Source organism: Laspinema palackyanum D2c (assembly GCF_025370875.1).
In the GTDB taxonomy this organism is placed as follows: Bacteria; Cyanobacteriota; Cyanobacteriia; order Cyanobacteriales; family Laspinemataceae; genus Laspinema; species Laspinema palackyanum.
Genome location: NZ_JAMXFD010000014.1, coordinates 20,474 through 34,515, shown reverse-complemented (window position 1 = coordinate 34,515; position 14,042 = coordinate 20,474). Strand labels below are relative to the sequence as shown.

11 protein-coding genes are annotated in these 14,042 nt (G+C 48.7%); 6 read left to right on the top strand and 5 right to left on the bottom strand.

Annotated elements, in window-relative coordinates; all coding sequences use genetic code 11:
• Window positions 1-71 precede the first annotated feature (71 nt).
• Window positions 72-1,457, bottom strand: coding sequence for a two-component system sensor histidine kinase RppB (rppB, locus tag NG795_RS16690; RefSeq protein WP_367289779.1), 1,386 nt, complete (start codon window positions 1,455-1,457; stop codon window positions 72-74).
• Window positions 1,458-1,469: 12 nt separating this feature from the next.
• Window positions 1,470-2,162, bottom strand: coding sequence for a two-component system response regulator RppA (rppA, locus tag NG795_RS16685; RefSeq protein ID WP_367289778.1), 693 nt, complete (start codon window positions 2,160-2,162; stop codon window positions 1,470-1,472).
• A gap of 262 nt (window positions 2,163-2,424) precedes the next feature.
• On the opposite strand from rppA, the gene NG795_RS16680 reads away from it, so the two are divergent.
• Both NG795_RS16680 and NG795_RS16675 read left to right on the top strand, forming a co-directional pair.
• Window positions 2,425-3,102, top strand: coding sequence for a permuted SH3 domain-containing protein (locus NG795_RS16680; RefSeq protein ID WP_367289777.1), 678 nt, complete (start codon window positions 2,425-2,427; stop codon window positions 3,100-3,102).
• Between the two features lie 8 nt (window positions 3,103-3,110).
• On the top strand, window positions 3,111-6,263 hold the full coding sequence (locus tag NG795_RS16675) for an efflux RND transporter permease subunit (RefSeq protein ID WP_367289776.1): 3,153 nt from the start codon (window positions 3,111-3,113) through the stop codon (window positions 6,261-6,263).
• Here NG795_RS16675 and NG795_RS16670 read toward each other — a convergent pair.
• The 3 genes from NG795_RS16670 to psbD all read right to left on the bottom strand — a co-directional run bounded on the left by NG795_RS16670 (window position 6,257) and on the right by psbD (window position 9,308).
• Window positions 6,257-6,442, bottom strand: coding sequence for a PCP reductase family protein (locus NG795_RS16670; protein ID WP_367289775.1), 186 nt, complete (start codon window positions 6,440-6,442; stop codon window positions 6,257-6,259). The genes NG795_RS16675 and NG795_RS16670 overlap by 7 nt on opposite strands.
• Window positions 6,443-6,752: 310 nt before the next feature.
• A complete protein-coding gene (gene psbC, locus NG795_RS16665) occupies window positions 6,753-8,114 on the bottom strand; it encodes a photosystem II reaction center protein CP43 (RefSeq protein WP_367289867.1) in 1,362 nt (453 codons plus the stop codon).
• A 135-nt stretch (window positions 8,115-8,249) separates the two neighbouring features.
• The gene (gene psbD / locus NG795_RS16660) at window positions 8,250-9,308 is read right to left on the bottom strand and encodes a photosystem II D2 protein (photosystem q(a) protein) (RefSeq protein WP_254566405.1); all 1,059 of its coding nucleotides are present in this window, start codon (window positions 9,306-9,308) and stop codon (window positions 8,250-8,252) included.
• Between the two features lie 648 nt (window positions 9,309-9,956).
• On the opposite strand from psbD, the gene NG795_RS16655 reads away from it, so the two are divergent.
• From NG795_RS16655 to NG795_RS16640, 4 genes are all read left to right on the top strand, one after another.
• Complete coding sequence (locus NG795_RS16655) at window positions 9,957-10,523, top strand: photosystem I assembly protein Ycf4 (protein ID WP_367289774.1); 567 nt, start codon at window positions 9,957-9,959, stop codon at window positions 10,521-10,523.
• A gap of 339 nt (window positions 10,524-10,862) precedes the next feature.
• The gene (locus NG795_RS16650) at window positions 10,863-11,615 is read left to right on the top strand and encodes a peptidylprolyl isomerase (protein WP_367289773.1); all 753 of its coding nucleotides are present in this window, start codon (window positions 10,863-10,865) and stop codon (window positions 11,613-11,615) included.
• A 2-nt stretch (window positions 11,616-11,617) separates the two neighbouring features.
• On the top strand, window positions 11,618-12,784 hold the full coding sequence (locus NG795_RS16645) for a beta-ketoacyl-ACP synthase (RefSeq protein ID WP_367289772.1): 1,167 nt from the start codon (window positions 11,618-11,620) through the stop codon (window positions 12,782-12,784).
• A gap of 163 nt (window positions 12,785-12,947) precedes the next feature.
• Window positions 12,948-14,036, top strand: a complete 1,089-nt coding sequence (locus NG795_RS16640) for an ATP-binding protein (RefSeq protein ID WP_367289771.1) — start codon at window positions 12,948-12,950, stop codon at window positions 14,034-14,036.
• Window positions 14,037-14,042 lie beyond the last annotated feature (6 nt).

Below are 14,042 nucleotides of genomic sequence, written 5' to 3'. Positions count from 1 at the left end.
TTTATACAGCCCTAACCCCTGAAGGGGTTACTACAAACGTTCGTAGTGACTCCTTCAGGAGTCATCTTGATTTAACCCCTGAAGGGGTTACTACAAACGTTTGTAAATTCTACTGTAAAAATGCTACCGGATCCTAACTGGCTTTCTACGGAAAGATTAGCTTGATGTTTTTGCCCGATCGCCTGTACAATAGCTAAACCCAATCCCGTCCCCCCAGTTTTACGGCTGCGATCGCTATCTACACGGTAGAAGCGTTCAAAAATTCGGGTTTGTTCCTGGGGTGCAATGCCAATTCCGGTATCTTTTACGGTAATCACTGCAAGGCGATCGCGTCGCGTTAACTCAATCACAACATCCCCGCCACTGGGGGTATATTGAATCGCATTGGCAATTAAATTCGACACCAACCGATAAAGCTGGGATTCATGTCCTAAAACATAAATTTCTGCCTCGGGAATATGACTCACTAGATGCAATTCTGCGATGATGGCTAACTCTAAAAATTCTTCAGTTAAATCACTGATTAAATCATTTAAACAGCAAGGTTTAAAAGGGATTGGGGATGAATTTTGCTCCAAACTGGTTAATAAAAGTAAATCAGAAATTAAATGACTCAACCGCCGTCCCTGCCTCTCCACGGTTTGCAGCATCAGGGGAATTTCCGGCTGATTTGAGGGGGGTAATCGTAAAATTGCCTCAACTGTTGCTAACAGACTCGCCAGAGGCGATCGCAATTCGTGGGCAGCATTTGCCGTAAACTGTTGCTGTTGCTGATACGATTGATAAATCGGCTGCATGGCTAATCCTGATAGCCACCAACTGGAAATCATCACTAACCCTAATGCAATGGAAAACCCTATCCCTAAAATCCATTGCATCCCCTGCACTTCCCCATCAAATGCTTCTAAAGTTCGACCAATTTGTAAATATCCCCAAGAGTGATGAGAATGATGCAGGGAGGAAGACTCACTCGGATCATGATTGTGTAAAATAATTGTAAATTGGTGATAGCGAATTCCCTGGGGACTCTGAAACGTTTGCCAGGGTTCAGGGTGGAATGTTCGAGAAATGCCCTGGGGAGGATTGGGAGAAAAAGCTAGGAGTTTGCCTTGGTGATTAAACAGCCGAATATAATAAGTATTGCGATCGCTAATTCCGATGGTATGGCGTTCAATTAACGTCGGACTGATAGTACAAGATTCCCCCGCCACACAGAGTTCCGGCAAAATCCGCTTTAAAATTGTTGTTGCTTCCCCAGAAGGTGGTAACATCGGTTCCAAACTATCATGCAATGTCCCGGCGATCGACTCCATTTCCCGTTCCATTGCATCCCAATTGGACTGAATCAGCGATCGATACAAACTCAAACCGGACAAACTTAAAATCACCGCCATCACTCCGGCATACCAAAAGGCAAGACGGAATCGACTGCGGCGAAATAATTGATGGCTATTCATTCCCGGAGAAACTCATCGAGAGGTATTAAATCGATATCCTTGACCCGGAATGGTTTCAATGGGACAAGGACAGTTATAATTAGCTAACTTTCGGCGCAATAATCGCATTTGTGCCGCTACCACATTACTAATCGGTTCCTCATCCAAATCCCAGAGTTGATACCGAATCTTACTCCCAGAAATAATGCGATCGCAATTTTGCATCAAATAGGCAAACAGTTGAAATTCTTTCACCGTTAACGGAATCAATTGAGGCGGTTGAGTCATCCCGAAACTGAGGACATTATTGCCATAATCTAAGGTAAATCCACCCACTGTCAGGGTTTGGGGTTGGAGTTGAGGCGATCGCCGCTGTAATGCACGCAAACGCGCCAGTAATTCTTCCATCACAAACGGTTTCACCAAATAATCATCCGCCCCAGCATCCAGTCCCGCCACCCGATTTTCCGGCTGTCCCAACGCCGTCAACATCAACACAGGTAATGGATTTTGATGCAATCTCAATCGCTGACATAACTTTAACCCAGATAACTTCGGCACCAACCAATCCACGATCGCCACTGTATAATCCGTCCACTGACTTTCCAGACAATCCCAAGCCTGTACCCCATCCTGAACCCAATCTACAACATACTTTTCATTCACTAACACCTGCTTAATCGCCTGTCCTAAATCCGTCTCATCTTCCACCAGCAAAATTCTCATCGGTGTTTAGGAAATTAACCACAGGTTTGATTTTAGCGAAGTTGCAACAACCGGCGGGGGTTCAAACCCCCGCCTCATAGCTAAAGTCGTCTAAAGACGACTGCCAGTCTTATCCCGTGGTGTTTTCAGTCGGTTTCAACCGACTTTAGCTGTTAGGCGGGGGTTTGAACCCCCGCCGGTTGTTGCCACTCGATTTCATCTCAATTTCATCTACCCTTTGCCAGACTAGGGAGGATTTTTTATCCCTTACGGCGAGTGAATCATGGGTTACTCACATCAATCTTTAATTCGGACTGTCCTGATCACAACGGTTGTTTTATCCCTTCCCAAACTGGCTTTATCCCATGTGGGACATGGGGATGAATTCCAAGCCACGGGCGGGATTGAACGGGTAGAAGTGAACCCGGAAACTGACCCCATGTTAGGCATCGTCGTCACCCCGATCGCCCCGGCTGCCGATGGTAGCGCCTCCATCCTGGTTCCCATCACCGCCTTAGTGAATGCAGAGGATCAGCCACTCGTTTTTGTCCAATATCAAAACTTCTATGAACCTGTTCCCGTTACCACCGGCGCAACTCAAGGGGAACTGATAGAAGTCATAGAGGGATTATCCGTGGGGGAAAATCTTGTCACCGAAGGGAGTTTGTCTCTCTATGCGGAATCTCGCAAAACCCAAACCCCAGAGACTGCCGCCACTCCCGAGGCGACTGCCACTCCAGAACCCGTAGTCACCCAGAGTACCCCCTTGATTGAGGATCCGGCCCCTCAACCCCTGGAAACGGCGCAACAACCCCTAGCAACCCCCGCAACTGAAAGCGGATTTCCGATAGGTTGGTTAGTCGGTATTGCGATCGCAGTAATTCTCGTGGTAACCCCGATCGCCTTAATTAGTACCCGCAAAAAAAGCAGCGTTCTTTCCAATGACAAGGGAGATAGTTAAGCAGGCAAATGTTAAACTCCCTTCTCAATCTCATCCTCAAAAACTCCATTACTCAACGATGGATTATCCTCATTTGTGCCCTTTTTGTCACCATTTGGGGTATCTTCACCATCACCCAGATGCCTCTGGATGTCTTTCCTGAATTTGCACCCCCGCAAGTTGATATTCAAACTCAAGCGGCAGGATTGGCACCGGAGGAAGTGGAATCTCAAATTACTGTTCCTATTGAAAGCGCGGTTAATGGGTTGCCGGGAGTGACAACCGTGCGATCGTCTTCCAAGGTTGGACTTTCAATGGTTCAAGTCGTATTTGACCCCAATGCAGATATTTATCGCGCCAGACAAGCGGTTACCGAACGACTTCAACAGATTACCAATCAACTTCCCGCAGGAATTCATCCCCCAGAAATTTCCCCCTTAGCTTCCCCCTTAGCCACGATTTTGCAATATGCCTTTACCGTCACCGAAGAAGGGGAAACCTCGTTAATGGACCTCCGGCATTTTGTCGATAGTACCCTCACCCAGCAAATTTTATCCGTGCCAGGGGTGACCCAAATTACGGTGTATGGCGGTGAGGAACGACAAGAACAAGTGCTGGTTGATCCGGCTAAATTGCGATCGCTGAATGTCTCTTTAACAGAAGTCGCCCAAGCGGCTAGAGGCGCTAATTCCAATGCACCGGGAGGCTTTTTGATTGGTGGGGGTCAGGAATTATTGGTCCGGGGAATGGGTCAGATTAAATCCATCGAAGACTTACAGCAATCGGTAGTCAAAGTCCAAGAAGGCTCCCCAATTTTACTGAAAGATGTGGCAGAGGTGAAAACCGGATCAGCCCTCAAACGGGGCGATGCCAGTTTTAACGGAGAATCCGCTGTGGTGATGATGATTAATAAACAGCCTAATGTGGATACTCCCACGGTTACCAAAGCGGTGGAATCCCGGATGCAGTTGCTACAGGAAACCTTTCCGGCAGATATCCAAATTGCCCGCACTTTTCGCCAATCGAATTTCATTGATTCCGCTATTAGTAATGTTAGCGGTTCTCTGATTCAAGGCATTATCATTGTCTCGGTGATTATGCTGCTATTTTTGATGAATTGGCGGACCGCTGTGATTACCTTAAGTGCCATTCCTCTCTCATTAGTAATTGGCTTATTGTTCATGAAAGCCTTGGGCTTGGGCATTAATACCATGACGTTGGGAGGATTAGTCGTTGCCATTGGTTCCGTCGTAGATGATTCCATTGTTGATATGGAAAACTGCTATCGTGGACTCCGCACGAATCAAGCACAAGGTAATCCGAAACATCCCTTTCAAGTGGTTTATGATACCTCCGTTGAAGTCCGGCTGTCCGTGGTTTTCTCCACAGTTATTATCATTGTTGTCTTTGCGCCGATTTTTAGTTTAACCGGGGTAGAAGGACGGATTTTTGTACCAATGGGGTTGGCTTATTTACTCTCGATCGCCGCCTCAACCCTCGTCGCCATGACCCTTTCCCCCGCCCTTTGTGCCATTCTCTTAGCCAATCAAACCCTTCCCCAGGAAGGTACTTTTGTTTCCCGGTTAGCAGAAAGACTGTATCGCCCATTGCTAAATTTATCCTTGCGATCACCTCAAATTATTCTGGCGATCGCCCTCGCGAGTTTAGTAGCAACCCTGGCAATTGTTCCCACCTTGGGACAAGTTTTTCTCCCCGAATTTCGAGAAAAATCAATGGTTAACTCAATGGTTTTATATCCAGGAGTCTCCCTGGATATGACCCATCGCGCCGGTATCGCCCTCTCCAAATCCCTGCAAAACAATCCCCTCTATGACTGGGTACAAGTCCGCGCCGGAAGGACTCCCGGAGATGCCGATGGCGCTGGAGTGAGTATGGCTCATGTGGATGTAGAATTGAGTGATTTAGGGTTAAAAGACCGAGAAACTAGCGTTCAATTGCTGCGGGAAAGTTTCCTCAAATTGCCCGGTGTTGCGCCGAATATTGGCGGATTTATTTCTCATCGCATGGATGAAGTGCTCTCGGGAGTCAGAAGTGCAGTCGCCGTCAAAATTTTTGGACCCGATTTAAAGGAACTCCGCCGCATTGGTGAACAAGTTCGAGATGCGATCGCGCCCATTTCTGGAGTAGTTGATTTACAACTAGAACCTCAACTCCCCATTCGTCAAGTCCAAATTGAATACAACCGCCAAGCGGCAGCAACTTATGGATTAAGGATGGAACAATTGTCAGAAGTTGTCGAAACCGCCCTCAATGGTCGAGTTGTGTCTCAAGTGCCCGAAAATCAACAACTGATTGATATTTTTATCACCCTCCCTGACAAAGCGCGCAATAGCTTAGATGCAATGGGTGCAATTCCCATTTCTACCCCAACTGGAGAGATTATCCCACTGCGAACCGTTGCCCGTTTAAGTTACGGCATGGGCGCTAATGTTGTCAATCGGGAAAATGTCTCCCGGCTGATTGTGGTTTCGGCAAATGTAGCGAATCGAGATTTAGGCAGTGTTGTCGGCGATATTCAAGCTCAAATTCAGGAAAAAGTGACCTTACCCCCGGGCTATTTTATCCAATATGGCGGACAATTTGAATCAGAACAACGGGCGAGTAATAGTTTATTAGGGTTTAGTATTTTAGCGGCGACTGCCATTGCTGTGCTGATGTTTTTCTCGGTTAAATCTCTCCCGGCAACTATTGCAATTATGCTGAATTTACCCTTAGCCTTAGTCGGGGGTATTCTCTCCATTGCTTTAACCGGCGGCGTCATTTCCATTGCCTCGCTGATTGGATTTATTACCCTATTTGGGGTGGCAGTCCGTAATGGCTTGTTGCTGGTGGATAATTACAATACTAAATTTGCCGAGGGAATGTCTCTCAAAGATGTGATTATCAACGGTTCCCTAGACCGAGTGAATGCCATTTTGATGACTGCTTTAACTTCAGCATTAGGAATGTTTCCCTTGGCGATCGCCACCGGCGCAGGAAATGAGATTTTACAACCCTTAGCGATTGTGGTTTTGGGAGGGTTATTTACCTCTACCGCCTTAACTCTGTTAGTGATTCCAGCCCTTTATGCCCAATTTGGGAAACGATTAATGCCTCACCCCAAACCGGCAAACCTAGAAATTCAGTCCGGATGGAAAACCCCAAACTCCCTCCCTCACTGACCAAATTCTAACCGCGCCCTTTCCACAATCTCCGGCGTCACCACATCCAGTTCCGCTTCTCGCGCCAACTGGATGATGCGTTGCCTTGCCTGCGATCGCACGAAATAAGGGATATTCTTCAGCTTAACTTTCGCTTCTTCCGTCCATTCCAAGTCATCAAACAAATCACGATTAGACATAAATAATATCCGATTAAATGTTAAATTTTTGAATTTGAATAGGTCAATCTACAACAGTCCCATTTATTTTATTGTAATAGCAAATCCCACTTCTCTACTAAATTCGGCCATGAAAAGTCAGTTTTCTGGAATTAGCCCGCGCAGGGCTCTGGTGAGCCCGTCGAACCACGGGCTTCGTCCGTATAGCCCCAGGCTTCAGCCTGCGGGTTTTGATGTGATCATCACCTCCAACAAAAAAAGCTCCTGCATATAGCAGGAGCCTCTAATGATGAACTGATTACTCGAAATTCATCCTTCCATTCAGAAGAAATTAATCGAGTTCAGTCATAGCCAACACTGGCTCATCTTCACGGTCAATACCGCGTTCAAATCCAGCAGCAGCGGCGCGAGCGCGGCCAGCGTGCCAGAGGTGACCCACTAAGAAGAAGAAGGCCAAGATGAAGTGAGAACCAGCCAACCAAGCGCGGGGGTTCACATAGTTGAAGCCGTTGGCTTCAGTGATAATCCCACCCACAGAGTTGATGGAACCGTTAGGAGCGTGAGTCATGTACTCAGCAGCCCGACGGATTTGCCAGGGTTGAATGTCATTTTTCAGCTTACGCAGATCCAAGCCATTCGGTCCACGGAGGGGTTCCAACCAGGGGCCACGGAAATCCCAGAAGCGCATGGTTTCACCACCGAAGATGATTTCCCCAGTCGGAGAGCGCATCAGATATTTACCTAGACCCGTGGGGCCTTGAGCGGTACCGATGCTGGCACCTAAGCGTTGGTCACGAACCAAGAAGGTGAAGGCTTGAGCCTGAGAAGATTCGGCGTTGGTGGGGCCGTAAAATTCGCTGGGATAAGCCGTGTTGTTAAACCAAACGAAGGAAGCAGCCACAAAGCCCATCAGAGACAGAGCGCCTAAGCTGTAGGACAGATAAGCTTCTCCAGACCAGATGAAGGCGCGACGCACCCAACCAAAAGGCTTGGTGAGGATGTGATAGACACCGCCAATAATGCAGGTGAAGCCAACCCAAATGTGCCCACCGATAATGTCTTCCATGTTATCGACACCGATCAACCAGCCTTCGCCACCGAAGGGAGAGCGGGTTAGATAACCGAAGATCACAGCGGGGTTCAGGGTCGGGTTCGTGATTACGCGAACGTCACCGCCACCGGGTGCCCAGGTGTCATACACGCCACCAAAGAACATGGCTTTGAGCACCAGCAATAAGGCACCCAATCCCAGAACGATGAGGTGGAAGCCTAAGATGGTGGTCATCTTGTTTTTGTCGCGCCAGTCATAGCCGAAGAAAGAAGAGTATTCTTCTAAGGTTTCTGGACCGCGAACGGCGTGGTAGATACCACCGAGACCGAGAACGGCAGAAGAAATCAGGTGCAGAACACCAATAACAAAGTAGGGGAAAGTATCGATGACTTCTCCACCCGGACCTACACCCCAGCCCAGGGTACCCAGGTGAGGCAGGAGGATTAAGCCTTGCTCATACATCGGCTTTTCAGGAATGAAGTGACCGACTTCAAATAAAGTCATCGCTCCAGCCCAGAAGACAATCAATCCAGCGTGAGCAACGTGAGCGCCCAGCAGTTTCCCGGATAAGTTGATCAGACGGGCGTTTCCAGACCACCAGGCAAACCCGGAGGTTTCTTGGTCACGTCCGCCCATGACCATCGAACTATTGAAAGATGTTTGCACGGATGAGAACCTCTTTTTGCGATCGACAACAGATGATATCGCTTGTTTAGATTTTAGGTTTTAGAGGGGAATTAAATCCAATCCAAAATCAAAAATCTACAATTAAATTTTCTACAGAGCGTTACCGCGAGGTAGAACTTCTTCAGGGAACTCGAAGTTTTCATGAGGCTGGTCAACCGGAGCCATCCAAGCCCGAATCCCTTCATTCAGAAGAATATTCTTGGTGTAGAAGGTTTCAAATTCCGGGTCTTCCGCAGCGCGGAGTTCTTGAGACACGAAGTCATAAGCGCGCAGGTTTAACCCTAAGCCAACGACCCCGATCGCGCTCATCCACAAGCCAGTTACTGGCACGAACAACATAAAGAAGTGTAACCAGCGCTTGTTGGAGAAAGCCACCCCAAAGATTTGAGACCAAAAACGGTTAGCGGTAACCATCGAGTAGGTTTCTTCCGCCTGAGTCGGTTCAAAGGCGCGGAAGGTGTTAGACCCTTCGCCATCTTCAAACAAGGTGTTTTCCACGGTGGCTCCGTGAATGGCGCATAGCAGTGCACCGCCCAGGATACCGGCCACTCCCATCATGTGGAAGGGGTTGAGGGTCCAGTTATGGAACCCTTGGAAGAACAACAAGAAGCGGAAGATAGCAGCAACGCCAAAGCTAGGAGCAAAGAACCAGCCGGATTGACCCAAGGGATACATCAAGAACACGCTAACGAACACCGCAATGGGTCCGGTAAAGGCGAGTCCGTTGTAAGGACGGATCCCTAAGAGGCGGGCAATTTCCAACTGACGCAGGCAGAAGCCAATCAGACCAAAGGCCCCATGAAGGGCGACGAAGGTCCAGAGACCGCCGAGTTGACACCACCGGGTGAAGTCCCCTTGGGCTTCAGGACCCCAGAGGAACAGGAGGGAATGTCCCAGACTGTTCGGGGGAGTTGAAACAGCCACGGTGAGGAAGTTGCAACCTTCTAAATAGGAGGAAGCGAGTCCGTGGGTGTACCAAGAGGTGACGAAGGTGGTGCCGGTCAGCCAGCCTCCCACTGCGAGATAGGCGCAGGGGAAGAGTAATAGGCCAGACCAACCGATAAATACGAAGCGATCGCGCTTGAGCCAGTCGTCGAGGACGTCAAACCATCCCCGTTCTGTCTGTGCGCGTCCAACTGCTATTGTCATAAAATTTGCGGGAGTTGGGTGCTGGTTTTAAGTCGTCTTGCTTTACAAGAATCGCAAGCTTTCTAAGTAAGTTAACATAACTATATATTACATGGGGGAAAATTTGCAAAACCCTTAGCCCAAGGCTACCCGTTTTCCTGAATCCGGCCAGTCTTTGTGCCCTGGGGCATTGCCTCGCCTCCATCAGCTCAACCCCTGTAATCACAAGGGATGTGGCCTGCTCTCCCTACGGCAGCAGACTGGAGTTCCCAGTTCAGATGAGAACGAGAATTCGTTTATTTGAGGGTCGGTTTCCTGTTGTTCTCAGGTCGTCTGAATGTCTCCCGTCTCGATGGTCTGTCTATAACCCCTAGATCATTAATCCGGTGGGATTAAGGCAGAGATGGCCTCAATCCGAAATCGAAACAGTCAGAACTTACCCTTTCCCCCCAGATTCCCTAGGCCGGTCACCGGGTGGCCCCCAGGGGCTGCTTCAAAAAAGTTAGAATTTCCCCTAAACTCTGGCCCATTGTCCACCTCAGAGAAGGATACTAAGATAGGACCTATTGCTTAGGTGCCTTGCCCTTACGATTAGAGTGGTCTGGAAATTCTTGACCAGCTATCTCTAATTCAAGGTTCTGTTCTCTCCCTTACCCAGCTTATTTTTCGATGACTGCAAAAAGCATCTCTACTAGCGATCGCGTACTTCGCAAAGAAATTATCGGCTCTCGCCGATTCAGCAACTACCTTCTAGTCGTTGTCGTTAACTTAGGAGGGATCGGCTTTCTCTTAGCCAGCCTTTCCAGTTATCTGAAAGTCAATTTTTTGCCATTTGCAGACCCAACCCAGCTCATCTTTCTCCCCCAAGGCTTAGTCATGGGTTTCTACGGAGTAGCCGCTTTGCTGCTCTCCCTTTATCTGTGGCTGACCATTCTCTGGAATGTGGGGGCTGGCTACAACGAATTTAATAAAGAAACCGGCAAAGTTCACATCTTCCGGTGGGGATTTCCGGGCAAAAATCGTAAAATTGATATTTCCTACCCCCTGGAAGATGTCCAATCCATTCGGGTCGAAGTCAAAGAAGGACTCAATCCTAAACGAGCCATGTATATGCGAACCAAAGGTCGGAATCCCCTGCCGTTGAGTCGCGTCGGTCAACCCATCCCCTTGGCGGAACTGGAAAACGAAGGTGCAGAATTAGCTCGGTTTTTGGGGGTTCCCCTCGAAGGGTTGTAAGCCGGGGTAATTCTCTTAGACCCTGAGATTTTTTTCTGCTGTGGAGTCCACAATTTCTGACGAAAAGAGTGGAATTGAGCCGTGAAAATCGGCATTGTCCTCTTCGGCCTTGGACAAACAGCTCAGGACTTAGGCATCACTTCTATCGGTGAAGAGAGGCAATTCATAGACTGCTTCTCCTCACCGATCGCCTGAAATCCTCAAAGAAACTTGAAAGGGTGAACCTAAAACTAGGTCCCAATTCCTGCGATACCCGGAGCCACAAAATTAGCTTAGGTAAGATGGGCATCATGATCTCATATCACTCGCGAGGTTAGCATATTGTATTGGAAACTGAACATGGAAATTAACATCCGGCAGTGGATCGTATCGGTGATGATTCTAGGTGCTTTGCTGATGGGAGGTTGCGCTCAACAGGACGCGACATCCCAACCGTCTAACTTGCCAACGGAACCCCCGGTAACGGCACAAGCCCCCGATGCCTTCAGCAATCTCCCCCGTTTGGAGGGAAAAGCCACGGTGAAAATGGTGATTAAGGGCCAAAACGTCCTCATTGAAGTGGATGGCACTAATGCGCCGATTACGGCGGGGAATTTTGTGGATTTGGTTCAGCGTCAGGTCTATGACGGGGTAGTATTCCACCGGGTGGTGCGTGACCCGCAACCCTTTGTGGCTCAAGGGGGAGACCCGCAAAGTAAGAACCCCCAAGCTGATCCTCAAAAGTTCGGCACCGGAGGTTTTATTGACCCGACAACAGGTCAAGAACGCTCTATTCCGTTAGAAATTACTCCCGAAGGCACCCCGAGTCCGGTTTATGGTTCACCCTTGCAATCAGCCGGAATTAATCAACCTCCGGTCTTGAAACATAAGCGCGGCGCGGTAGCAATGGCCCGATCGCAAGCACCGAATTCGGCATCGGCTCAGTTTTACTTTGCCTTGAGCGATCTAGAGTTTTTAGATGGTAATTATGCCGTTTTTGGTGAGGTCATTGAAGGCATGGATGTGGTAGACGGGATTCAACAAGGCGATCGCATTGACTCGGCTCAGGTGGTTGAGGGCCTGGAAAATCTTCGTTCTAACGGTCCTTCCTAAACGTGAAAACCGGCCATCAAGGGGTGCAAATTGTGGTCACCGGAATGGGTCTGGTTTGTGCCTTGGGCGATAGTTTGGAGCAGGTTTGGGGGAGGTTGCTGGGGTCGGAGTCGGCGATCGCCCTAGGCCAACCTTTCCCCGAACTGCCACCCCGTCCCCTGGCTCAAATTGGACCCCATCCCGCTCGCCTAGACCAACTCCTCGAACCCGTGGTAACCAGCGCCCTCAAGGATGCCGGTTTGGTTCCACCCCTGCCGGATTGTGGGGTAGTGATTGGCTCCAGTCGCGCTCACCAAGGCCAGTTGGAGCAACTGGCAAGGCAATTTTGTCAAAATCCCCGACCTGGCGACGGCAATTGGGGGGTGAATTGGTTGGACCTTTTACCCCATACTCCGGCAATGGCTACGGCGCGACAGATTGGGGCCACTGGACCCGTGATGGCACCGATGGCCGCTTGTGCTACGGGGCTTTGGGCCCTGGCCCAAGGATTTGAACTGATCCGCACAGGTCAATGTCAGCAGGTTGTGGTCGGTGCCGCAGAAGCCCCGATCACCCCCCTGGCCCTCACCGGATTTACTCAAATGAGTGCTTATGCTAAAACCGGCTGTTATCCGTTTGACCGTCATCGGGAAGGGTTAGTCTTGGGTGAAGCCGCCGCCGTTTTTGTCCTAGAATCAGCGGATTTCGCTCACCACCGTGGGGCTAAGAAAATTTATGGCAAAATTCTCGGTTTTGGGATTACCAATGATGCGCGCTATGCCAATGCGCCGGATGAGGATGCAACAGCGGCGATCGCTGCTGTCGAGCAGTGTCTGAGGCGATCGCAGTTGCACCCTTCAGAAATTGACTATATTCACGCTCATGGCACTAGCACCCACCTCAACGACTGCACGGAAGCCAAATTAATTGCCTCCCTCTTTCCCCAATCGGTGCCCGTAAGTTCGACCAAAGGAGCTACAGGTCATAGTTTAGGCGCTTCTGGGGCTTTGGGTGCGGCCTTTTGTCTCCTGGCGATGCGCGATCGCTGTTTACCCTCTTGTGTGGGGTTGACTGTCCCGGAATTTGACCTGGATTTCGTGCGGCGATCGCGTCCCACCCCGGTAGAACACACCCTCTGTTTTAGTTTTGGCTTTGGCGGACAGAATGCTGTGTTAGCTTTAGGACAATAATACCTTTCGCGATCGTCTCTCTTGTCCCCCCGGGGTTCCTCTGGAAAAAGGAAAAAGCGCTGCACCATCCTAAAAACTTTTTTTAGAGCCATTTACCCCATCCCTAAACTTTCGTAGGATAGAGTCAACCCCCCTAGTCTATTCCCGATGCAGGTAACTTAACATGGATTTGGAATCGCATCGATTTATTTCATATTTTCTCCCTGACCAAAGACCCGAATTGTGCCACAGTGCGACTATAGAAAAATTTCCCCCAGGTACGGTTATTTTTGAAGAAAACGAAAAACCTGATGCTTTATATCTCGTTTTAGACGGCAAAATTGAATTTAGCAAACGAGGAGGATTAGGCCAATATCAGAATGTCGCCTGGGCTGAGGAAAATGACTTTTTTGGCGAGTTTGGTGTTTTAGATGGACAACCGCGCAGTGCTAGAGCTGTGACTTGTACTTCCGCAACCATTGCTAAGATTCCGCGCGATCGCTTGATGGATATTTTGGAACGCTCTCCGGGAAAGGTGGTATTGCAATTATTTCACCATATTATCCATTATCTGCGTCTGACGACTGAACAATATGTGAATCAAATGGTTCACAAACATAAAATGATGGCTGTGGGAGAGATGGCGAATACTATTATTCATGATTTAAAAAGTCCTTTCACTGGGATTTCTCTAGCTAATTCCATGTTAAAAGATTTGCATCAAGATGAAGAGACTCAGGAATGGTGCAATTTAATTCAGGCTCAAATTACTCAAATGGTAGTCATGACTGAGGAAATTTTAGAATTCACTCGGGGCAAGGCCACTTTAAACCAAAAAACATTTAATTTAGGGGAAAGTCTCGAAAAATTTCAACGACTCAACTTTATTTATTGGAATCAACATAATATCAATTTTATTCTGCGATGTGATAATATTATTTTGAATGGTGATGAAAATAAACTGATGCGCGTCTGGCAGAACTTAGTCGGAAATGCGGTAGAAGCCTTAGATGAGCAGGGGGGACAAATTGTCCTGATCGCCGCCAAGCTGGGCCAGGATGCCCTGATCAAAATTTCTGACAGCGGACCGGGCATTCCCGAAGCCATTCAAAGCCGATTATTTGATCCCTTTGTCACCTACGGAAAGCGCGGGGGAACGGGACTGGGAACGGCGATCGCTCTTTCGATTGTGGAAGCACATGGGGGCGATATTACCTTTGAATCTCAAGCTGGAAAAGGAACAACATTTTACATCCGCTTACCCCTTTGTTGAGTCGCA